Origin of the sequence: Deinococcus hopiensis KR-140 (genome assembly GCF_900176165.1) — a bacterium.
GTDB classification, from domain to species: domain Bacteria; phylum Deinococcota; class Deinococci; order Deinococcales; family Deinococcaceae; genus Deinococcus; species Deinococcus hopiensis.
The window spans coordinates 1217447-1237500 of sequence record NZ_FWWU01000009.1 but is presented as its reverse complement, the minus strand read 5'-3'; the positions used below and the strand labels follow the sequence as shown (position 1 = coordinate 1237500).

The window sequence follows — 20054 nt, the reverse complement described above, 5'->3', positions numbered from 1 at the left end:
GAACACCCCATCCGGCGAGTTCCAGCGTGAGGGGCGCGAGGTCCGCCTCCAGCACCTCGGGCGGGCGGGCACCGGCGAGGGCGGCCTGGGTACGTTCGCTCCACAGGCGGTAGGCGGTACCGGGAGCGGTTCGGCCCGCGCGGCCGGCCCGCTGCTCGGCGGCGTCGCGGGTGACGCGGGTGGTGACCATGCGGGTCAGGCCCGTGCCCGGATCGAAGCGCTGGGTGCGGCTGAGCCCCCCGTCCACCACCACCCGCACGCCGGACAGGGTGAGCGACGTTTCCGCAATGGAGGTGGCGAGGACCACCCGCCGCCGTCCACCCGTGCCTGGCAGCAGGGCGCGGCACTGCTCGGCCAAGGGCAGATCGCCGTAGAGGGGCAGCACCTCGGCGTCCACTCCGGCCAGCGCCGCCATGCCGCCCCGAATCTCACGCACGCCGGGGAGGAAGGCGAGAATGTCGCCCTCCGGGTGGCCTTCCAGCGCCTCACGGACCTGGCGGGCCACGGCGTCCTCTATTCGCCCCACCGGATCGGTGCCCAGGTAACGCACCTCCACGGGGTAGGCGCGGCCGGCACTCTGGATCAGGGGGGCGTCCAACCGTGTGGGTAGGGCCGGGTCGAGGGTGGCGCTCATGATCAGCACGCGCAGGTCCTCGCGCAGCGCCCCCTGCACCTCGCGCAGCAGGGCCAGAGCGAGGTCCGCGTTTAGCGAGCGCTCGTGGAACTCATCGAGGATGACCAGGCCGACGCCACCCAGTTCCGGGTCCCGTTGGAGGCGGCGGGTGAGGATGCCCTCGGTAACCACCTCAATGCGGGTCCGGGCCGATACGCGCGACTCGAAGCGCACGCGCAAACCGACGGTCCCGCCCACCTCCTCGCCCAGCCCTTCGCTCAAACGTGCGGCGACGACGCGGGCGGCCACCCGGCGAGGCTGCAGCATGATGACCTGGCCACCAGCCAGCCAGGCCTCATCCAGCAGGGCGAGGGGCAGGGCCGTACTCTTGCCTGCGCCGGGCGGGGCCTGCAGCACCACGAGCGGGTGCCGCGCCAGCGCCGCGCGCAGTTCGGGCAGCACCTCGGCGACGGGGAGATCGGGAAAGGGCACGGGGGCATGGTAGCAAGCGGTCAGGGGCCAGCCATCAGCCGTCGGAAATCAGGTCCAGCACGTCCCGCACGTTCCGCAGCGTCGCTTCCGGCACCTCGCCATTCAGTCCGTGTCCGGTGGGCAGATACGCCGCGCGCATCCCCACCTGTTGCGGTCCCCACACGTCGTTGCGGGGCGAGTCACCCACGAACCAGGTGGCTGCCGCGTCCACCCCGAGGCGCCCGAGTGCCAGGCGGTAGATGGACGCATCGGGCTTGCTCAGCCCCACTTCCTTGCTGATTACCACGTCGTCCACCAGGCCTTCCAACCTCAACCCCACCAGTGTCTGCCGCTGCTTGTCCGCCCACCCGTTCGTCACGATGCCGACGAGGACGCCGCGTGCCCGCAATTCGCGCAGAACGTCGTGCGTATGGGGCATGGGGACGGGAGCCCTGAAGGCGTGGGCCCAGAAGTCTTCCAGCAGCACCTCCGGATCGTGCGTCAGGCCGAATTCGCGCGCGAGGAGGAACATGACTTCCCGCTTGGGACGGTAACCGAAGTCGTCGAGTTCGGTAAAACGTTCGGCGTACCCAGCGGGGAGGGCGTGGCGCCCGGTGTGGCCCACCAGCCACTCGCGGATGGTGGCGGCGCGGTCGTGGAGGGTGCCGTCGAGATCGAAGAGAACGGCGCGGACAGAGCGGGTCATGTCCGGATGGTACGCACGGGACGCCGCCCGGCTCCACGCCCGGTTCAGATCACGACGCTTCCCCTTCTCCCGTCTCCCCATCCAGCGACTTGTGAAAGGCCGCGCCCAGCTGGCGCACCTCCTCATGGATGAGGGTGGTGTTCAGGGACACGGCCGCCGTCATGCCGCTTGACGCCGCGCTCATGACGTACTGGGGCGCGCCCGTCATGTCGCCTGCTGCCCAGAGGCCACGCACGCTCGTCATGCCGTTCTCGTTGACCACCACGCGGCTCTTCCCGTTCAGCTCGCAGCCCAGCGCGGCCGGCAGGGTGCTGTTCTGGGCCTGGGTGGGATTGAGAAACAGGGCGTCCAAACATAGGCTCCCGCCTCCCCGAAAGCGTATCCGCACATCGTCCTGGCCCCCCAGGCGCAGGATGGGTGCGGTACGAACGGGAATGCCCACCCGCCGCAGGTCCTCACGCTGCTCGTCCGTCAATTCGTCGGGGCCGTCGGTCAGCAGGATCACCCGGGGAGACCACGAGCGCACGCTGAGCGCGAGGTGGTGCCCCTCCTGGCCGGATCCCAGCACGCCGAGGGCCAGGTCCCGGCACGGCCAGCCGTCGCAGTAGGGGCAGTGGTGGACCGTGTACCCCCAGCGCTCGCGCAGGCCGGGCACGTTCGGCAGCACGTCGCGCACCCCTGTGGCGAACAGCAGCCGCCGCGCCCGTACCCAGCCGCTGTCCAGGCGCAGCGCAAAGCCTTCGGGCACCGCCACCGCTTCCCGCGCGAGGCCAGGGTAGACCGTCACCGGATAGGTGGCAAGGTCCCCCAGGCCGAGCGTTTTGAGGTGGGTGGGCGTGGCCCCGTCGCGGGTAAAGACCCCGTGCGCCGCCCGCGCCTTGAGGTTGCGCGGTGGCCCGCCGTCGAGCAGCAGCGTCTCACGCCCCGCTCCGCCCAGCACCAGGGACGCGTTTAGTCCTGCCGGACCCGCGCCAATAACGATGGCGTCGTAGTCCTGCCGGGCGAGTGGCAAGGCGGCGCTCATCCCTTTGCCCCCTGGCCCGGTCCGGGCCGCACGCCGACATCGGGCAGCGTCGCATCCCTGGGGGCGTCCAGCACGAAGCGGATGGTGGCAGCCACCGTCTCGGCGCGCAGGTAGGTCGCCCCGTCGTAGGGACCGCCCTCCTGCTCGCGGACCTTCTGCTGCATGGGGCCCGCTGTGCGTCCCGGATAGACGGTAGAAACGCGGACGCCGTGCGCGGCTTCCTCGGCGCGCAGTGAATCGGCCAGGGCCTTCAGGGCAAACTTGCTCGCCGCGTAGCTGCCCCACCCGGCATTCGCCTGTAGGCCCGCCCCACTGTTCACGAACACGAAGGTACCCCGCTCGTCCCGCACCCGGGGCAGCAGCGCCCGCGTGAGGGCCGCTGGGGCCACCACGTTGACCGCCAGGGTGTGCGTCCAGACCTCGTGCCCCTGCTCCTCCACCGCGCCCAGTTCCACCACCCCAGCGTTGTGGACCACGTTGGTAACCCGCTCCAGTCCAGCCACAGCTTCCGCAAACGTCGCTGGCTTCGTCAGGTCAAGGAGGAGGGGCCGTCCATCCACCTCGGCGCAGAGGGCTTCCAGGCGTTCCCCATCGCGCCCCTGCAGGATGAGGCCATGGGCCCCCGAGAGGGCGCGGGCCAGCGCCACGCCGATGCCGCCCGTCGCGCCGGTGATCAGGGTTACGGGCCGTTTTGCCTCGGTCATGGGGTGAACCCTAGCGCACGAGGCGCGTGCCGAAATACCTCTCCTGAAACCACACGGCCTTCATGATCTCCGCGTCTGTCCACCCATTTTCGTGAAGAACCACCAGTTTGTCCTCATCGTCGTCGACCCGCACGAGAACTGCCGTGACCGTGCCCTCGGCCTCCCGCACCGGCCCGGACCACCCCAGCAGGGAGGCGTCGATGGCTGAGCGTCGCCGCTGACGGTGCCCGGCAACCCACTGTCATTGACGGGATAGACGGGCCTGGGCCAGCACGGATGCACGCTGCCCATTGGACGGTCCACCCCGCGCCCCCGCTGGCCGAGGCAGGGCGTGAGACTGGGCCGGGAAGGAGCAGCCATACCGCGAGCATAGAGAAAACCACCCCGCCCGGGGGCGAGGTGGCGGGGCCATGAGGCTCAGTTCAGCGTCTGTCCGGCGTTCACCGCTCCCGCCGAGGCCGGGGTGGCGACGCTCCAGGAGAAGTCGGCCGCTTTGCTTCCGGTTCCGCTGCGCTGGATGGAAGTGCCGCCCGCACTGCCGTCTTCCACCACACCCACGTTGGTGCTCTGGGCGCCAGCGGCGCAACCGTCGGTGGGCGTGAAGGTGCCCTCGTAGCTCAGAAATTCGACGAGGGTGGTGCCCTCACACAGGGCGATGCCGTCGGGCTCGTTCCCCGCCAGATTGCCATTTTGCAGACCGGTGCTCGCCGGGATGTTCACCGTATGGACGGTGTAGCTTCCGGAGGCTGCACCCGTACCCAGGGCATATCCGGAAGTCACGCCGTACAGCTTCAGCTGGGCGGGGTTGCCGTTATACAGGTAGACCTTCAGGTTGGCCGGGTCCACGCCGGACGGCACCACGACCTCCACAAACTCGTTGGCGTCTGGACCGGCGTTGTCGTAGTGGAACTCGTTGATCCAGGGCTGGGCCGCCGCGCCTCCGCCCGTCCCCGCCGTCACCGTCACCGTCAGCGTGCTGGTGTCGCTCGCGCCGCTGTCCCCGGCCTTCAGCCCGTAGGTGTAGGTGCCGGGCGTGGTCCCGGTGGGAGCGAACACCGTGACCTTGAAGGGCGTGCCGCTGGTGGCCGTGGCCGGGGCCGTCACCAGCGCCGGGGCTCCACCCTGGGGCGTGACGGTCACGGTCAGGTTGCCCGTGGCGTTCGTGCCCACGGCGGTAAAGCTCCGGGACACGCTGGAGCCGCCCACCGTCACCGCCGCGCTGTCGGTATCGGGCGTGAGCACCACCGTGGGGGCGGGGTTGGAGACGATGGGCGCGTCGGGCGTCAGGTTCAGCCCGATCAGGAGGGGATCGTGATCGCTGGAGCGGAAGGGATCCGGCGCATAGAGGCTGCCCTGCTGCGCCGCCGTCTTGAACTCGGTGTTGTAGTCCAGCACGGTGGGCTCGTCAGAATTGATGTGCCACTTCGTCTGCCCCGTCACCTGCGCGCTCAGGCTGGCCGTGGCGAGGGCGTGGTCCAGGCTGCCCCACTGTGAGTCAAACTGGTACGAGTAGCTCTCCGGCCCGAACAGGTTGCCGTAGCCACCCGCGTTCAGCGTCTGGAGCGGCACTTCCATGCGGTAGGCGTTCAGGTCGCCCATCAGGATGCGGTCGTCTTCGGCCACGCCCGTGGGGTGGGTGCTCAGCCAGTTCACGATGGCGGTGGCAGCGTTTTGCCGGGCCTCGTAGCCGTTGCCCTGGCCGTCGCCCTGGTCTGCGTCGCCCAGCGTCCCACACGCGCTGCCCTTGCTCTTGAGGTGCGCCATCACGGCCGTGAAGCGGCCCCCGTTCGCGGCACTCTGGAAGGTCTGCGCGAGGGTGGGGCGATTGCAGGTGTCGGTGTAGGTGGGGTCCACCGTGTTGTCGAGGATGGCGAGCTGACCTACGGGCTGCACGCGGGCGGGCTGGTAGATCAGGGCCACGCTGATCGCGTCGGTGCCCACGTTGTGCCCCGGGTTGACGTAGGCGAACTGCCCCGCCGTACCTCCGGTGGCCGGATCGTTCAGCGCCCCCACCAGGTTGGCGATGGAGCTGTCCGCGCCCCGGCTGAAGTCGTTTTGCATTTCCAGCACGCCCAGCACGTCGGGGTTCAGGCCCCGGATGGCGCTCACGATCTTCTGGCGCTGGCGGGAGAACTCGTCGCAGGTGTTCGCGCCCCGTGGGGCCTGGCCGGAGGTGGTGCCCCCCGAGCCTGTGCCGCCCGCCGTGCAGGTGTTGCCGGTGCCGTCGAGCGTGGTGAAGAAGTTCAGCACGTTCATGCTCGCCACGCGCAGGCTGCCCCCCACGTTCTCGGGCGTGCTGAGGCGGGGATTGGTGGGCGTGAACTGCGCGCTCTGCGCCTCCACGCGGTAGGCGAAGGCGCTGCCGCTGCGGTTGCCATAGCCGTCGTGATCGTAGTGCAGCACGCCCGTCACGTCCCCGGTGTCTCCGCCGCGCAGGGTGTTGCCCGCGCTCAGGGGCTGCCCCCCGCGGCCAAACACGCCCGCCGGGTTCTGCGCGGTGCTCACGTCGTCCACCCGCAGCGCCCGGTTGGGCAGGTCGGCCAGGAACGCGGCGTAGCCCGTTTTGTCCGGAGCGTTGAGCTGCGTGTAATTGGAGATGCGGGCCGTCGCCAGATCCACGCTGCCGAAGCGGCCCAGGGGAAAGTTGTTCGTCACCACACCCGTGGTCCGTACCCGCATCCCCTCGTACCGCTCGCGGTCCGCCTCGGGTGCGTCCGGCGCGAGGACCACGGGAGCGGGCAGGGCATTGCCGCTCGCCAGCAGGGTGGTGGTGGTGTTCGTGAGCTGCGTGACGGCGGCGGGGGCCGTCACCACCACCTCGCTGGGCTGACCCTTGTTGTAGGTGTACGACCGCCGGAACTCGGCCACCGTCCCGGAGGCGCGCACACGGTCCCCGGCGCTGAGGGTGGGGCAGCTCTGGCCGCAAAACACAAAGAGGCCGTCGCTGGTGTCGGCCTTTCCGTCCGCGTCCAGGCCCTCTTCCTGCAGGAAGTACCCGCTCAGGCCGGGGGCGACGAGCGTGACCACGCCCTCCACCGTCACGCCCTGTCCGGCGAGGGGACTCGGCGCGTCGCCGCTTGCCGTGGTGCCCTGCACGTCCGCCACATTCGTGAGGGAGAGGGTGCCGGGGTTGTCCGCCACGCTAAACACCAGCCGGAAGGCGAAGGGGTCCTGCGCGGATGAGGCGGCCATCGGAACCTTGGCCGCGAAGGTCACCACCTGCTCGCCCCCGGGAGCCACGGCCCCGCCCTGCCAGCCCTGGTGCGCCACGCCCGCGAGTTGCTGCCCGGCGGGCACGCTCACCTGCAGGTCTCCAGCGTTCAGGTTGCCCACGAGCGGGGTGGCGGATGGATCAGCCTCGATCGCGCCCGTGGCGCTGTTCACCCGCCGGGGCGTATCCACGGCAATGTCGCCCGCCCGCGCAGAAGCGTCCGAGCCGTCGAAATACTGCACGCCGAGGAAGGGCGTGTTGCCCACCGTAGCGCCCGTGCCCTCGGTGTCCAGCGGGATATAGGCGGGGGCGGTCAGCGCCTGGCCGGAGCCGTTTGTGACCCGGAAGGTCGCGCGCAGGTGGCGGGTGCGGGTGGCCTCGTCGGTAAAGGTGCCGAAGGAGACCGGGGCGAAGGTCAGGCCGCCCACCTCCTGCGCCTGTCCCTGGAGCCCGGTTGGGCGAATGGTCGCCGAGGGGCTGGCGGTGTTCGCTCCGGTGACGCTCAGTTCGTACACGCCCAGGCTCTTCAGGGGTGCGCGGGTGGGGATGGCGGGCGCAGCGGGCACGGCAACCTGCGGCACCTGACTGCAGGAGGCCAGGGCGAGCAGTCCGGCGAGCAGCGACCGGTGGGGCGTAAAGGGCGTCTTGCGTGCGGATCGGGTCATGTCGTGGCTCCTGGAGCGCAGAGGGGGAGGCAGGGCATCAGAAGTGCGAATCCGGCGGGAAGACGGACCGCCCCCCCGGGGCAATGGGCACCGTGTACAGCAGGGTCACGGCCTGCCAGGGCCCCAGGACCGCCACACGCGGGGGGGTATAGGGCGAGCGGGGGGTGGGGGGGGCAGGCTGGGGAACAATGGGGTGGGCGTCAGATTTCATGGCATTTCCTCGGGGTCTTGGGGCCGGCACAATCTTGCAGACATGCAGAACACCCCGGCGGGTGCGGGCGTTCTGGGTGTTGGGGCCGCCGCAGTATAGGGGACAAATTGTCAGGCCTGTTTCTGCCGCGCCCACCGCGTTCCGCTTTCCGGCGCGGCACGCTACCCTGCCGGGTATGTGGGAAACGGACCCCGACGTCCTCGTCACCGATCTGGGTGACGAGCTGATCCTGATGCACGCGGGTCAGGGCCTGATGTTCAGCCTCAACGCCACGGGCCGCGCTGCGTGGCTGGCCCTGCCCGGCACCCCCGAGGCCGTGGTGGCGGCCCTCTGCGCCGCCTTCGAGGTCGACATCACCCAGGCCGAGGCGGACGCCCGCGCCCTGCTCGCGGAGCTCGCCGCTCGGGGCGTGGTGCGCCGGACGTGACCCGGGATTGGACCAGCCTGAACGCGAGGGTCACGGCGAGCGGACTGGACGCCGCCCTGCTGGGCGCGCTGCGTGGGCGCTGGGGGTACAGCGCGGGTGGACCCCTCCAGCGTGAACTCCAGATTGCTCAGGGCCCTGTTCCCGCCGTGCCGCACCTCTCTCCCACTCCGGTGGCCGTTGCCGATCAGACCCTCTCCGTCTGGGCGGACGGCGACGCCCTGTGGCTGGGCGAGAAACTGCATCTGGAGGTCCGGGAACGCGGCGCGACCATCACGGTGACCCCGGACGCCTCCGAGGCCGCCTGGACGCTCGCCTTCGTGGAGGCGCACCGGGCGGGCGGCTGGCTACCGCTCCACGCCTCGGTCCTCGCCCACGCTGGACGGGCGGTGGCGATCACGGGCGTGAGCGGCGCGGGCAAGAGCACGGCGGCCCTGCGGCTCGCGGGGACCGGGCTCCAGGTCCTGGCCGAGGACCACGCCTGGGTCAGCCCGGAACGCTGCACCGTCGGTTTCGACACCCACCTGCGCGCCTATGAGGACAGCGTGCGCCGCTTTGCCCCCCACCTGCTGCCCCAGGCCGTTGGGCACGATGTCCACGGCAAACTCCTGCTGCCCCTGACCCGTCCGGGCGGGCAGGCGGTTCTCTCGGCCCTGCTCGCCTTCGGTCTGCCTGCCCACCCCACCGCTGCCGAACGGGTCCGCGCGCTCTGGGAGGCAACGGGCGTGCCGCTCACAATGACGGGCAGGCAGAGGTCGGCAGCTGGCGTCACGGCGCTGCTGCCTCACCTCCCGGTGCTGGGCACGGCGCGGGAAGACGCGCTGGAGCTGACGCGGACGCACCTCAATATTGCCTCGGATTGAACCGTCTGCGGAGGGATTCAATCCGAGCAGGGCGAGACGTAGAGAAACGGATTCCGGGCCACCCCTGACTCTCCCCCTCAGGGACAGCGCTCTCCGGCCGGAAAGTGAAACACCTCGGGAAAGCGCTCGCGGTTGAGGGGCTCCTCGTAAGCGTCGATGGTGCCGTGCGCGTCCTCCACCCAGGCGTGCCCCTGAATGCCCCGGGACGTGCGGGCCACCCCACTGACGAACACCACCGGGTGGCCCAGGCGGCGCAGCGCCCGGTAGGTGGTGTAGGCGCGCGGCACGCAGGTCCCCACCCTCGACTGCCGGGGATACAGCAGCCGGGTCAGCCATCCCGCCGCCAGCACAGCGTCCTGCACCTCGGCCAGCGCCAGCGGGCGCGGGGGGGACGCGGGCGTCCAGCGGGCCAGGGGAACGCGGGGGTCGCCCCCGGACCGGACCGCCCACCAGGCGGCGAACGCGTCGGGCAGCAGGCGGGGCAGCCAGCGCAGCAGGCGGGGCAGCCGGATCAGCCGCCGTTGCCAGACCGCCCGCCGGCCCAGCAGGCCGTCGCGCTGCACTGCACGGACCAGCGTGGGGCCCACGTCTGGGCTCCCCAGCGCGAAGTGCCGCTCCAGTGGATCGCACGCTTCCCGGAACGCGGCCCAGGTATGCGTGGCTCCCACCTCTCGCGCCCGGGCCGCCAGTTGCGTCCCCGTCAGGGCGTGCCGGGCCGTCAGCCGCTGCAGATCGGCGTAGTCGGCGGGCTTGAGGCCACCCACGTCCCCGCTCCACTGCCGACCCAGCGCGAGGTTGAAGACCACCGCGTCCACCAGATCGGGCCGCCAGACGGGCACCCCCGCCCAGTCCACCGCTCCCGCCTTCGCCCACAGCGCCGCCGTGACCCGGCGCACCCGCTCCTGGGTGCCGGAGACCCAGCCCACGGCGAAGCGGTGAACGTCCAGCCGCACCTGTCCCCCGGGGCTGAACAGGTGCGCGCTCTCGTGGGTCCAGCGCTCTGGCGCGGCGTGCTGCCCATCGCTGCGCCAGCCGTGCGAAATGGCGATATGAACGGCCCTCATCACGGTGGTGGGGTCTTCGGGAATCAGGACGTCCACGTCCCCGTAAAAGCGCTCGCCCGGCGTGCCGTACTCGAACTCGGCCAGCGCGAAGCCCTTGAACAGCATGGCCGGGATACCCTCCCGTGCCCAGGCGGCCAGCAGGAGCCGCACCTCGGCGCGAATCAGGGCGTGCCGCGCGCCGAGGGCCAGCTGACCGGGCCGCAAAGCTGCCCGCAGGGGATGGTCCTGCGGTAGCCGCATTCGCACCTGCCCTGCCAGCCCCGCAGCAAGCAGGTGCGGCACGTCTTCAGGCCCGATCTGGGGTGGATCGGTGGTCAGGGCTCGGACGAGGATGCTGGGATCAGGTAGGGTCATGGTGAGGCGGCCTCAGCATGCCACTTGCGGCGGCCGCGGTGGGGTGGGCCGTCAGGAGAAGGACCGTCCCCCTGCTACCCTGCGGACATGACGAAGGCGAGCAAGCGGGCCAGCGTGACCCTGAAACCCGGCGCGGTGCGGCGCATCACCGGGCGGTATCCGTTCGGCCACACCGGAGACATCGGAGAGGCGGACGCGGGCATCCTCCCCGGCGAGGTGGTGGAGGTCCGTGCCCCGGACCGCGCCCTGCTCGGGTTGGGCTACTTCAACCCCCAGGGTGCGACGCCGCTGCGAATGCTGACGTGGAGCAAGGAGGACATTGACCTGAAATTCTACCGCTCGCGCGTTCGCCGGGCGCTGGAACGCCGGGCGGGGCGAATCACCGGGACCGACGCGATGCGCGTGCTCCACGCGGAGGCCGACGGCATGCCGGGCGTGGTGGCCGACAGATTCGGCGACGTCCTAAGCGTCCAGCTGCGCAATGCCGGGGTGGAGCGTCACCGGGACCTGGTCCTGCGGGCCCTGCGCGAGGAGACGGGCGCGGCCGCGGCCTTCGAGCGCAGCGACACGGGCGAGCGCCGCCGCGAGGGGCTGGAGCTGAACACCGGCGTTCTGTGGGGCGATGTGCCGGAGCGCGTGACCTTTCACGAAGACGACCTCGCCCTGCACTTTGCGCCCATGGACGCGCAGAAGACCGGCTTTTTTCTCGATCAGCGCGACAACCGCCGCCTGATGCGCTCCCTGGTACAGCTGGGCGAGGGCTTTCTGGACGTCTATTCCTACACTGGGGGTTTCAGCCTGCACGCCGCACGGGCGGGGGCGGTGCCCGTGGCCCTCGACAAGGACGACAAGGCCCTGGCCGTACTGGAACGCGAGGCCCGCGAGAACGGTGTCAAGGTGGGTGTGCGCTGGGGCGACGCGCTGGAAACACTGAGGGCCCTCGAACGCGAGAAGCGCACCTTTGGCGCCGTGGTGCTCGACCCGCCCACCCTCGCCAAACGCAAGGACGACGTGCCGCGCGCCAAACGCATCTTTACGGACGGGGCGGCCCACGCCCTGCGGATGATGCGGCCTGGCGGGCACCTGCTGATCAGCACCTGCGCGCATTACATCCGGGTGGACGACCTGCTCGACGCCGCGCGGGTGGCGGCGGGCGAGGCGAACTGCGGCGCAGAAGTGGTGGCGGTGACCTACCAGCCCGCCGACCATCCCCAGTTGCTGAGCGTGCCCGAAAGTCTGTACCTCAAGAGCATCCTGCTGCAAAAGGAACCCTGACCCCCTCCGCCAAAAGCAGGATGCCCCCCGCCGTCCCTCCAGGGCAGACTGCGCCCATGACCGATATCCGTCTGCCCCTCGGGAATGTCAAATTCAGCGTGCGCGTCGCCATCCTCTGCGTGCGCGGGGACCGGGTGCTGGCGAACACCGAGGACCACATCGACTTCTGGTTTCTGCCGGGCGGCGCATTGGCAACGGAGGAAGACGTGCTGAGCTGCGCTGCCCGCGAGTGGCAGGAAGAAGTTGGCCTCCCCGCAGGGACGATGCGGCTCGTCGGCGTACTGGAGAACTTCTTCGGCCCGCCTGAGAAGCGCCAGCACGAGATCGGCTTTTACTTCCGCATGGAAGCTCCCACCGAACTGTCCGAGGAGCGCTTTCGTGTGCTGGACAATCCAGACGTCTGGTGCGAATGGGTGCCCATCGCCGAGGCGGCCAGCCGACCCGTCTACCCCCTCGCCCTCACCGAGTTTCTGAAGGTGGGACCGGGCGAGGTGCTTCACCGGGTGGAGCGGGGCCAACCGAAGCCCGGTTCAAAGGCACCCTCTACCGAGATGGAGGTTGACACCCGGGTCTTTCGGTAGACCCCGTCGGAGGGCCACTCAACCGGAGAGGGTGAGAATCGCCCCACCTTGACCTTGGAGACCAAACCAAGCAGGTGTTCATTCAGCACGCGGAACTGCCAAAGCGTCATCGCTTCCCACGACGGACTTTTCCCCACGCAATAGCGTTCGCCGGCGTCCAGCCACACGGCGCCCAGCCTCTCCTCCCGTCCCGGTGACGCACAGCTCATACGGCTTCCGGATCCTCCGCTTCGCTCCGGCGATTCCGCGCCTCTCCATCACCGTTTTTCCTGCTCGCTCTGCTCGGGTTGGCCCGTGATTTCATCACGGATGAGCTGAAATCCTTACCACAGTGGCAGCGTAACCTCGGGCCACACGCCATAAGTTCCGTGCCCAGCATATGTCAGGACCGACCATTCAGGCAGGCCGCTGAGGTGGCGTCTGCAAACAGGACTTAGAGCATTTGTCCGAATTGGGCCGCGCGTGGAAGGGCATTCCTCACGGCACCATTCTCCTCCATGCGCATTCAAGTTCGCCCTGCTCGGTCAAAAAGAAGTCCTCCTTTTGGCAAACGCCCTAAGCCGCAAGGTCAAGATTCTCATTAGACCGAACCGCCTGCCCGTACTGGGCGACCAGGCTTTAAAGTATTTATCTGAATTCCGCCGCGAGTGGAAGGGCGCCCCTCACGGTTCCATTCTCCCCGATGATCGTTCACTTTCACTCGCCCTGCTCGGTCAAAAAGGGAACTTCTTTTTGACAAATGCTGTAAAAGGTTCTGAGCCTGCGGACCTGAAAACCGTTTTGCGGCCCAGACCTTTCCACGCCCTGCCCCTACATCTTCGTCAGGTTCGCAAATTTCACCAGCAGCTTCTTGGCCCCCACCGTCGGGAAGTGAACCGTCACCTCCTGCCGGTCTCCCACGCCCGCCACGGCAAGCACCTGACCTTCCCCAAACTTGGGGTGCCGCACCTTCTCGCCGCCCCGGTAGGCCATCCCTTCAGTCATCGGACTGGTGTTTTTCACGGCGCTCGCCCGGGTGAGCACGTCGGGGCGAAACTCGCGCCAGGTCTTCGCGCGGTAGTCGATAACCTGCCCGTAGGGGTCCACCGCATCAAAGCCATCCCCGAGTTCTTCCAGAAATCGGCTGTCCTCCGTGCTGTTGGTCTTGCCGTACTGCATCCGGTTTTGCGCGGCGGTCAGGAACAGGCGGTCCATCGCCCGCGTGATTCCCACGTAAAAGAGCCGCCGCTCCTCCTCGATGCCTCCGGGCTCCTGAAGCGCGTTCTTGCTGGGCAGCAGACCTTCTTCGGTCCCCACAATAAAGACCACGGGAAATTCAAGGCCCTTGGCGTTGTGCAGGGTCATGAGGGTCACGGCGTCCTCGGGCACGTCCCTGTTCTCGCGTCCGGCGCGCATATCGTCCACAGAAGAAAGCAGGGCAGCGTCGTCGAGGAAGTCCGCGATGGTGCCCTCGTTGCTCTGCGACCATTCCTCAGCAGCGTTGACGAGTTCGTCGAGGTTCTCCATCCGCACCTGGCCCTCCTGCCCTTCCTGGCGCAGCAGGTCGAGGTAACCGCTGTGTTCCACGACGAAGCGCAGGAAAGGCCCGGGCTCGTAATTGTCGGCGGCCTCACTCATCTCGTGCATGAGTTTGGCGAACTCCACCGGCTTCTGCGCGCCCCGGTCCAGAATGTTGCGCTCCTGGGCATGGGCGCAGGCGGTCAGGAGGGAAGTCCCGTTGATCCTCGCCCACTCCATCAGCCGCTCCAGCGCCGTATCACCTATTCCACGCTTGGGCCGCCCGACGATGCGGCGCAGGGCCACGTCGTCTTCAGGATTGATGGCGAGGCGGGCATAGGCGAGGATGTCCTTGATCTCACGCCGATCATAAAAGCTCAGGCCACCCACGATCTTCGCCGGAATCTGCACGCGGCGCAGCGACTCCTCGATCACGCGGGACTGCGCATTGGTGCGGTACAGGACCGCCATGTCCGTAAACTTGAGGCCCTCCCCGTGTAGGCGTGTCAGCCACTCGGCGACGAAGTCGCCCTCCGCACGGTGGTCGGTGGCTCGGTGAAACATCACGGGGTGACCGTCTTCCTTGACGGCCCGCAACGTCTTTTCCAGACGCTCTGAATTATTTTCGATCAGTTTGTTGGCAAGTCCGAGCACGCGGGCACTGGAACGGTAATTGTGCTCCAGCATGTACACCTTGGCATCGGGATAATCTTTTTGAAAGTCGAGGATGTTTTGAATATCCGCACCTCGAAATTTGTATATCGACTGATCAGGGTCGCCTACCACAAGCAAATTCCGGTCTCTACTTACGAGAAGCCGCGTCAGTTCATATTGCGCCTTGTTCGTATCCTGGTACTCGTCCACATGAATAAAGCGGGCTCGGTCCTGCACCCGGTCGAGCACACCGGGCACTTCCCGAAAGAGCCGTACCGTTTCCGTAATCAGGTCGCCGAAGTCAATCGCGTTCTGGCCCTTCTTGCGCGCCTCGTAGCGGCGGTAGACCTCGGCGGCGGCGGCACGGGGCAAGCCGCTGATAAAGGGCTCAGGTGAGCGGTCCAGATCTCCCGGCGTCAGCAGGTTGCTCTTGGCCCGGTCCAGAATGCCGCGCAGCACGCGGGGGTTGGTGTCGGGGCCGACGCCGGGGATGGTCCCCATGATCTCCTTGAGGAGGTCGAGCTGATCGTCGTCGTCGTAGATGACAAAGCCCCGGCGCAGCCCGATGTGTTCGCCGTAGGCCCGCAGGATGCGCACGCCCGCCGAGTGAAAGGTACTCATCCACAACCGGTCGGCCCCATGAATCAGGTGCTTGGCCCGCTCGCGCATCTCTGCGGCGGCCTTGTTGGTAAAGGTGACGGCCAGAATCTCGCCTGGGTCTACGCCGTAATGGTTGATCAGGTGCGCGATACGGTAGATCAGCGTGCGCGTCTTGCCGCTGCCCGCCCCCGCGATCACGAGGGCCGGGCCAGTGTAGTGGTTGGCGGCCTGCGCCTGGTTGGGGTTGAGCTGGGACAGCAGGGGGGAATCGGGCAGGTCCGGCGCGAGGGTCACCGGGAGATTGTATCAGGGGTGGTTACGTACAGGGCGTAATGAAGCCGAGCGCCTCTCTGTTTCCCTCCGTCCAGTGGCGTTTCCGCCATTCGCTCCACAATTCCCGGCGCCCACCTTCTCGCCGGGCGGAGTCCAGAGGGAGAAACGCTCACCGGAACGGGGACAACAGGAGCGGAGATGCGCAAGTCCATCTCCCCCGCCAGCCCCGAGAGACAGCGCCAGCACGAGGAGGCCGCCCAGCAGGCGCGGGAGGAGCGGCGCCCCTTCACTGTACGCCGCCCGTTCCCGCTGCGGTACTGCCCGCATTGCCCCCGGTGGTGCCCGCCCGATGTGCTCAGCTCCGCCCCCAGGCCTGTTAGGCTGCTGGCCGTATGGAGCGCGCGACGGGACTGGCCCTGCTCAGCGTGGTGGTGGCCGCCACCGTGCTGGGCCTCAAGTTTCTGGCCTACGCCCTGACCGGCAGCGTGGCCCTGTACTCGGACGCGCTGGAGAGCATCATCAACGTGGCGGCGGCCCTGGCCGCCCTGATCGCCCTGCACGTGGCGTCCCGCCCCGCCGACGCCAACCACCCCTACGGCCACACCAAGGCCGAGTATTTCAGCGCGGTGGCCGAGGGCGTCCTGGTCGTGCTGGCGGCCCTTGCCATCGTGCGCGAGGCGGCCCCCGGCCTCCTGCACGCGAGGGCGGTGGAAGCGCCCCTCCTCGGCCTGCTGGTAAACATCGGGGCGAGCGCGATCAACGCCGCCTGGGCGGGTGTGCTGCTGCGGCAGGGACGGGCGCTCCGGTCCCCGGCGCTGCTCGCCGACGGGCGACACATCCTGACCGACGTGATGACCAGCGTGGGCGTGGTGGTCGGCGTGGTGCTCGCGCAGGCAACGGGGCTGGCGTGGTTGGACCCGGCCCTGGCGCTGCTGGTGGCCGGAAATATCCTCTGGAGCGGCTGGGGCCTGATGCGTGAGTCGGTTGGCGGCCTCATGGACGCGGGGGTGGACGCGGCGACGGACGCCCGCATCCGGCAAACCATGAGCGAGCACGCGGAAGGGGCGCTGGAGATGCACGACCTGCGGACCCGGCACGCGGGCCGGATGACCTTCGTCGAATTCCACCTCGTGGTGCCCGGCGAGATGACTGTGCAAGAAGCGCACGCCATCTGCGATCGCCTGGAGGAAGCCCTGCGGAGCGAGATGCCCGGCGCGAGCGTCACCATCCACGTTGAACCGCAGGACAAAGCCAAGCACCACGGGGTGCTGGTGCTGTAATGGCCGGAAGAGGGCCGGGACACGACTACAGCACAGACACCCACGCCCTTTTTTTGCTAAGTAAAGGGATATGGACCTCCCCTTACGTTTCCTGCTCGTCGATGACAGCGTGGGAGATCAGCTCCTGGCCGCAGAAGCGTTTCAGCAACTGCGCCCCGATTGCGTGCTTACCTGCGTGTCGAGCGGCGCGGAAGCCCTCAGAATGCTGCGGCACCAGAAGGTGAAGCCTGATGTAGTGCTGCTGGACGTGAACATGCCGGGCATGAGCGGACTGCAGGTGCTCGAAGCGATCAAGGCCGATCCCAAGCTGGCCCTGCTGCCGGTGGTGATGCTGTCCACCTCCAACGCCGAGAACGACGTACAGGCCGCCTACACGCTGCACGCCAACTCGTATCTCGTCAAGGCCCCCATTTTCGAGGACTTCGTGGCCCAGATCGAAACCTTCCTGGACTTCTGGCAAAAGAGCCGCATCGCGCACCCGTAGCGGGTGCGCAAGGGGGAGCGTGACATCGCGCCTCCCCGCACCCCGCTGCTTGGCAAGCCGCACCTGCGCGCTTCTCGTCGCCTGGGATGCAGCGCAGTACCCGCGTGACCTGCGCCGCGTCTCCCCCGCTTACCGGGCGGCACGTGGAATTTGGGAGGGTTGCGGCAAGCCAAGTGATGACGCGTTTTTTTGATCTTCCCAGGGGTGGTTTACGTTGACCTCTCAACCACTGCTGGAGAGGCTCTCCCTATCAGAGCTAAGTACAACGCATTGACGATCTAATGGTCTGAGAGGTACTTCGGGAATTGAATGGGTCCTTTTGGCTTCGCGTTGGGACTGCACTATCTACGTTACGGAGGGAAACTTATCTCCCAGCCTACTTCTCTATCAGACCACTCTACCGAACCATTAGCAGTTCCCCGGTCATGGCCGGCCCTTCCCGGCCGGTGAAGTGGGCGTCCAGTGAGAGGTAGACCACCAGAATCACGTAGAAGCCCGTTGTGACCGGCACCAGCGTGTAGAGCTCTCCAGTGGTGCCAGGCACAAGGACGAGCTGCAGCCTCTGAAGTGGCTTCTCAGAGAGTGCGCGGCGTGACATACAGCTCCCCTAGCTGCGTGCGCTTGTCGATCTCGTGGGTGCCACAGGGCAGCGTGATGGTGTCCCCGTCCAGCCGAGCTGTCGCAGGGTCCATCTGCCTCCCGTTGACCCACAGCTGCTTCCAGGGAATCGGGAGATGCACGATGGGGCTTCCTGAGTGGCCAGCGCTCGCGCTTGCTCGCGCAGCAGGTAATGACGCATGACGCCCTCCCCTCGCCGCTCCCATTGGCGCATGGAGGGCCGCAGCTGCCGCGTGCTGATCCTCCCCAGTCCGGCGGCAAGCCCGCAAATGTTCTCGCCAAGTTTGAGGACGGCGTACAGCACATCGTGAGCACCAAAATTCCTGACGAGTACGAGAAGGCGTCCTAACGCGGTGTGGGCTTCGTTCATCACACCTGCTGCGGCACGTTGTGCCACTCCTGTTCGCGCAAAGACGTAATGTGAGGGCATGCGGACAACTCTAGCCCTACTGGTCGCCATCGCTGCTGTCAGTGCAGGTGCTCAGAAATCCCTCAAGATCACGCCTGCCAACGTCGGAGCGGCTGGTATAAAACTTGTCCGTAGCGAGAAACTGGCGGCGGTCCTCCACTACACCTTCATTGAGAAGCAGTATCCGTACATCGGCGTCAAAAGCGTGAAGACCGTACCCACGCCGCAAGACCTCGTGCATGCCTGCCAGGCAGAAACGAAAGACAACCTGAAGACGCCCCGGATAACCAAGTTCTCGCAAGTAACGAAGCCCGAATACCTGGTGCAGGGTGGCGTGTATTACCTGAAGGGCGTGGTGGATTTCCAGAATTCCTCCAGCGCGGTACGCCGAGCAGATTTTGTTTGTATGGTTGCGTTCCAAGGGAGTGCAAGGGGCGGCACTCTCTACACACACGCAGACGTGATCCTCCGCAAATAAATCACCATACGTTTTGCTCTTGCCAGACCCGGCGCATACTCGAGGACGGGAAGACACTCCTCGAGGCCCTCGAATTGGTCGCCGTACCCAAAAACCCTCGTGATGACAACACACCTCTTGACAACAATCCCCCGCCTTGTTCAGCGGGGGCTTTTGCCGTTTAGAGCATTTGTCTGAATTGCGCTGCGCAGGTGAGGAAGGGCACCCCTCACAGATCCATTCTCCCCAATGCACATTCAAGCTCGTTCTGTTCGATCAAAAAGAAGTCATCTTTTTGACAAATGCCCTATTGCGTCACTCCCGACTCGACGGGAGCTGCGGCCTCAGTCTGAAGCCCCCCTGTAGATTTCACCACCCCAACGTTGCTCCTCTTCCTCCAGCCGGGCTTCTCCACCCACCTGCCGGTCTTGACAAAGAAAACTCACCAGTACGAAATCTGTAGATGGCATCCCCTCCAGGCTGTAGCGCCCATGGGCCTGAGGTGACGTCACGCGGACCGTTGGGGTCCCCATATCGAACGTCACACTTACGGGATGACCGATCTCAAGCCCAGTGTCCGCAGGCTCTTCCACCACACCCCGAAACACACGATTAAGGTCGCCCACTTCGCCAAACCAGCGCCCTACCAATACGAAACGGCTCATCGAGATCGGCTCCTACATCGCTGGAACGGGCATGGGGAGCCCAGGAGTGTCAGGGTTCTCCATGGGGCTTGGGACGGGCAGACCAGGGGTATCTGGATTTATGGGTGGGTCCATCACCGGGCCCGTGTCATCTCCACCCGGCATCTGCTCAGGAAGTGGCGCGGGAACATCTGTAGGTTCAGTTGCTGGGACGGGAGGGCGGTTGTAAGGTCCAGTCATATGTACCTCCTGCGCTCACCGTAGGGCGATACCCACAGGGAGATCAGCTATACGCCTAAAGAGCCCTTCACAAAGGACAATCTGATTTTTCCGTTGCACCAGAGGAATCTGAAGAGTCGTTTTCCCGACTCTTATACGCTCCTTTTGATAATTGGCTCAAGGCGGCGCAGGGCCTCCAGGAGCGCATTCTACGGATTTTGGATGGGCAGAGAGACTGTTTGCCGCCTCTCGGGCGTCTCCAGCCTAGCAACGCGCTTCAAGAAGCAGTGAGCGCTCTGAGCGGCGGGGAGTGGGCACTCATGAGAAGAGCACAGCACCTCAGTGCAGCCGAGAGCAGAAGGTTGCACCGTTGCTGTTTTGGATGGGATTTTTCTTTATCTACGCAGGCCCCAAATGGCGTATTGGATGAAGAGTAAATGGAACCACCCCAGTTCCCCAGAGCGGCGCAAACGGACGCTTGTCGGTTCAGGTCTTCGTCCTTGAACAACTGTTCATCACCGACTCCGGCTTCGTCGGGCGCTGCCGCACCTCCTCGTGCTTGCCGCATCTTCGACGTCCTTTTGATGGCTCTGCTCTTACCCTGAGCCCCTGAACAGCTTCCTGCTCAAAACCTAAGTGGCGGCTTACCGCTTTCTCTCCTTTCAGCGGCCTTCGCCGCCAGGACCCGTCAGCGTCGCTGGACAAACTGTCAGCGTGAACGGTACCGTCGTCAGTGGCCCGGCCAACAGGCCA

At 66.9% G+C, this 20054-nt stretch carries 21 protein-coding genes (1 of these 21 cut by a window edge); 8 read left to right on the top strand and 13 right to left on the bottom strand.

The window, feature by feature from the left end; genetic code table 11:
* The 7 genes from hrpB to B9A95_RS33985 all read right to left on the bottom strand — a co-directional run.
* Positions 1 to 1105, bottom strand: the start of a protein-coding gene (hrpB, locus tag B9A95_RS19550; RefSeq protein WP_084048812.1) for an ATP-dependent helicase HrpB. It extends 1379 nt beyond the left edge of the window; the window shows 1105 of its 2484 coding nt (coding positions 1-1105); it begins with the start codon at positions 1103 to 1105; its stop codon lies off the left edge, out of view.
* Between the two features lie 34 nt (positions 1106 to 1139).
* Positions 1140 to 1790 carry an HAD family hydrolase gene (locus tag B9A95_RS19545; RefSeq protein WP_084048811.1) on the bottom strand — a complete coding sequence of 217 codons (651 nt, stop codon included), beginning with the start codon at positions 1788 to 1790 and terminating at the stop codon, positions 1140 to 1142.
* 49 nt (positions 1791 to 1839) lie between these two features.
* The gene (locus B9A95_RS19540) at positions 1840 to 2814 is read right to left on the bottom strand and encodes an NAD(P)/FAD-dependent oxidoreductase (RefSeq protein ID WP_084048810.1); all 975 of its coding nucleotides are present in this window, start codon (positions 2812 to 2814) and stop codon (positions 1840 to 1842) included.
* A complete protein-coding gene (locus B9A95_RS19535) occupies positions 2811 to 3518 on the bottom strand; it encodes an SDR family oxidoreductase (protein ID WP_084048809.1) in 708 nt (235 codons plus the stop codon). Before B9A95_RS19535 ends, B9A95_RS19540 begins: the two co-directional genes overlap by 4 nt.
* 10 nt (positions 3519 to 3528) lie before the next feature.
* Complete coding sequence (locus tag B9A95_RS35600; RefSeq protein ID WP_245808390.1) at positions 3529 to 3687, bottom strand: hypothetical protein; 159 nt, start codon at positions 3685 to 3687, stop codon at positions 3529 to 3531.
* Between the two features lie 248 nt (positions 3688 to 3935).
* Positions 3936 to 7394 carry an ExeM/NucH family extracellular endonuclease gene (locus tag B9A95_RS19525; RefSeq protein ID WP_084048808.1) on the bottom strand — a complete coding sequence of 1153 codons (3459 nt, stop codon included), beginning with the start codon at positions 7392 to 7394 and terminating at the stop codon, positions 3936 to 3938.
* 37 nt (positions 7395 to 7431) lie between these two features.
* The gene (locus tag B9A95_RS33985; protein WP_170928719.1) at positions 7432 to 7605 is read right to left on the bottom strand and encodes a hypothetical protein; all 174 of its coding nucleotides are present in this window, start codon (positions 7603 to 7605) and stop codon (positions 7432 to 7434) included.
* Between the two features lie 175 nt (positions 7606 to 7780).
* Between B9A95_RS33985 and B9A95_RS19520 the strand changes: the two genes are divergently transcribed.
* Entirely contained in the window at positions 7781 to 8032 is a 252-nt protein-coding gene (locus B9A95_RS19520; RefSeq protein WP_084048807.1) for a PqqD family protein, read from the top strand.
* The gene (locus B9A95_RS33980) at positions 8029 to 8892 is read left to right on the top strand and encodes a hypothetical protein (protein WP_084048806.1); all 864 of its coding nucleotides are present in this window, start codon (positions 8029 to 8031) and stop codon (positions 8890 to 8892) included. The genes B9A95_RS19520 and B9A95_RS33980 overlap by 4 nt, the downstream gene beginning before the upstream one ends.
* A gap of 77 nt (positions 8893 to 8969) precedes the next feature.
* On the opposite strand, the gene B9A95_RS19510 is transcribed toward B9A95_RS33980, so the two are convergent.
* Positions 8970 to 10310 carry a lasso peptide biosynthesis B2 protein gene (locus tag B9A95_RS19510; protein ID WP_084048805.1) on the bottom strand — a complete coding sequence of 447 codons (1341 nt, stop codon included), beginning with the start codon at positions 10308 to 10310 and terminating at the stop codon, positions 8970 to 8972.
* A gap of 87 nt (positions 10311 to 10397) precedes the next feature.
* On the opposite strand from B9A95_RS19510, the gene B9A95_RS19505 reads away from it, so the two are divergent.
* Both B9A95_RS19505 and B9A95_RS19500 read left to right on the top strand, forming a co-directional pair.
* Positions 10398 to 11585, top strand: coding sequence for a class I SAM-dependent rRNA methyltransferase (locus B9A95_RS19505; protein ID WP_084048804.1), 1188 nt, complete (start codon positions 10398 to 10400; stop codon positions 11583 to 11585).
* A gap of 56 nt (positions 11586 to 11641) precedes the next feature.
* Positions 11642 to 12166 carry an NUDIX hydrolase gene (locus B9A95_RS19500; RefSeq protein ID WP_084048803.1) on the top strand — a complete coding sequence of 175 codons (525 nt, stop codon included), beginning with the start codon at positions 11642 to 11644 and terminating at the stop codon, positions 12164 to 12166.
* A gap of 810 nt (positions 12167 to 12976) precedes the next feature.
* Here B9A95_RS19500 and B9A95_RS19495 read toward each other — a convergent pair.
* Complete coding sequence (locus B9A95_RS19495) at positions 12977 to 15211, bottom strand: ATP-dependent helicase (protein WP_084048802.1); 2235 nt, start codon at positions 15209 to 15211, stop codon at positions 12977 to 12979.
* 371 nt (positions 15212 to 15582) lie between these two features.
* On the opposite strand from B9A95_RS19495, the gene mntE reads away from it, so the two are divergent.
* Together mntE and B9A95_RS19485 are read left to right on the top strand one after the other, a co-directional pair.
* Positions 15583 to 16470, top strand: coding sequence for a manganese efflux transporter MntE (gene mntE, locus B9A95_RS19490; protein WP_084048801.1), 888 nt, complete (start codon positions 15583 to 15585; stop codon positions 16468 to 16470).
* A 70-nt stretch (positions 16471 to 16540) separates the two neighbouring features.
* The gene (locus B9A95_RS19485) at positions 16541 to 16954 is read left to right on the top strand and encodes a response regulator (protein ID WP_084048800.1); all 414 of its coding nucleotides are present in this window, start codon (positions 16541 to 16543) and stop codon (positions 16952 to 16954) included.
* 397 nt (positions 16955 to 17351) lie between these two features.
* Here the strand turns inward: B9A95_RS19485 and B9A95_RS32520 are convergent, their stop codons facing one another.
* Positions 17352 to 17552, bottom strand: a complete 201-nt coding sequence (locus B9A95_RS32520; RefSeq protein ID WP_139806897.1) for a hypothetical protein — start codon at positions 17550 to 17552, stop codon at positions 17352 to 17354.
* Positions 17530 to 17694 (bottom strand): hypothetical protein, encoded by a 165-nt coding sequence (locus B9A95_RS33975; protein WP_170928718.1) that lies wholly within the window; start codon positions 17692 to 17694, stop codon positions 17530 to 17532. Before B9A95_RS33975 ends, B9A95_RS32520 begins: the two co-directional genes overlap by 23 nt.
* Before the next feature lie 50 nt (positions 17695 to 17744).
* On the opposite strand from B9A95_RS33975, the gene B9A95_RS33970 reads away from it, so the two are divergent.
* On the top strand, positions 17745 to 17921 hold the full coding sequence (locus B9A95_RS33970; protein WP_170928717.1) for a hypothetical protein: 177 nt from the start codon (positions 17745 to 17747) through the stop codon (positions 17919 to 17921).
* A 79-nt stretch (positions 17922 to 18000) separates the two neighbouring features.
* The gene (locus B9A95_RS19480) at positions 18001 to 18459 is read left to right on the top strand and encodes a hypothetical protein (RefSeq protein WP_084048799.1); all 459 of its coding nucleotides are present in this window, start codon (positions 18001 to 18003) and stop codon (positions 18457 to 18459) included.
* 323 nt (positions 18460 to 18782) lie between these two features.
* Here B9A95_RS19480 and B9A95_RS32515 read toward each other — a convergent pair whose 3' ends face one another.
* Together B9A95_RS32515 and B9A95_RS35595 are read right to left on the bottom strand one after the other, a co-directional pair.
* On the bottom strand, positions 18783 to 19103 hold the full coding sequence (locus tag B9A95_RS32515; RefSeq protein ID WP_139806896.1) for a hypothetical protein: 321 nt from the start codon (positions 19101 to 19103) through the stop codon (positions 18783 to 18785).
* Between the two features lie 12 nt (positions 19104 to 19115).
* Complete coding sequence (locus B9A95_RS35595) at positions 19116 to 19322, bottom strand: hypothetical protein (protein WP_084048798.1); 207 nt, start codon at positions 19320 to 19322, stop codon at positions 19116 to 19118.
* Positions 19323 to 20054: the final 732 nt, after the last annotated feature.

What these genes read in the sequence shown, in the direction of transcription:
- B9A95_RS19545 (WP_084048811.1), bottom strand. Translation starts at nt 1,790, where the DNA reads ATGACCCGCTCTGTCCGCGCCGTTCTCTTCGATCTCGACGGCACCCTC.
- B9A95_RS19540 (WP_084048810.1), bottom strand. Translation starts at nt 2,814, where the DNA reads ATGAGCGCCGCCTTGCCACTCGCCCGGCAGGACTACGACGCCATCGTT.
- B9A95_RS19535 (WP_084048809.1), bottom strand. Translation starts at nt 3,518, where the DNA reads ATGACCGAGGCAAAACGGCCCGTAACCCTGATCACCGGCGCGACGGGC.
- B9A95_RS19525 (WP_084048808.1), bottom strand. Translation starts at nt 7,394, where the DNA reads ATGACCCGATCCGCACGCAAGACGCCCTTTACGCCCCACCGGTCGCTG.
- B9A95_RS33985 (WP_170928719.1), bottom strand. Translation starts at nt 7,605, where the DNA reads ATGAAATCTGACGCCCACCCCATTGTTCCCCAGCCTGCCCCCCCCACC.
- B9A95_RS19520 (WP_084048807.1), top strand. Translation starts at nt 7,781, where the DNA reads ATGTGGGAAACGGACCCCGACGTCCTCGTCACCGATCTGGGTGACGAG.
- B9A95_RS19510 (WP_084048805.1), bottom strand. Translation starts at nt 10,310, where the DNA reads ATGACCCTACCTGATCCCAGCATCCTCGTCCGAGCCCTGACCACCGAT.
- B9A95_RS19505 (WP_084048804.1), top strand. Translation starts at nt 10,398, where the DNA reads ATGACGAAGGCGAGCAAGCGGGCCAGCGTGACCCTGAAACCCGGCGCG.
- B9A95_RS19500 (WP_084048803.1), top strand. Translation starts at nt 11,642, where the DNA reads ATGACCGATATCCGTCTGCCCCTCGGGAATGTCAAATTCAGCGTGCGC.
- mntE (WP_084048801.1), top strand. Translation starts at nt 15,583, where the DNA reads ATGGAGCGCGCGACGGGACTGGCCCTGCTCAGCGTGGTGGTGGCCGCC.
- B9A95_RS19485 (WP_084048800.1), top strand. Translation starts at nt 16,541, where the DNA reads ATGGACCTCCCCTTACGTTTCCTGCTCGTCGATGACAGCGTGGGAGAT.
- B9A95_RS32520 (WP_139806897.1), bottom strand. Translation starts at nt 17,552, where the DNA reads ATGTCACGCCGCGCACTCTCTGAGAAGCCACTTCAGAGGCTGCAGCTC.
- B9A95_RS33970 (WP_170928717.1), top strand. Translation starts at nt 17,745, where the DNA reads ATGACGCATGACGCCCTCCCCTCGCCGCTCCCATTGGCGCATGGAGGG.
- B9A95_RS19480 (WP_084048799.1), top strand. Translation starts at nt 18,001, where the DNA reads ATGCGGACAACTCTAGCCCTACTGGTCGCCATCGCTGCTGTCAGTGCA.
- B9A95_RS32515 (WP_139806896.1), bottom strand. Translation starts at nt 19,103, where the DNA reads ATGAGCCGTTTCGTATTGGTAGGGCGCTGGTTTGGCGAAGTGGGCGAC.
- B9A95_RS35595 (WP_084048798.1), bottom strand. Translation starts at nt 19,322, where the DNA reads ATGACTGGACCTTACAACCGCCCTCCCGTCCCAGCAACTGAACCTACA.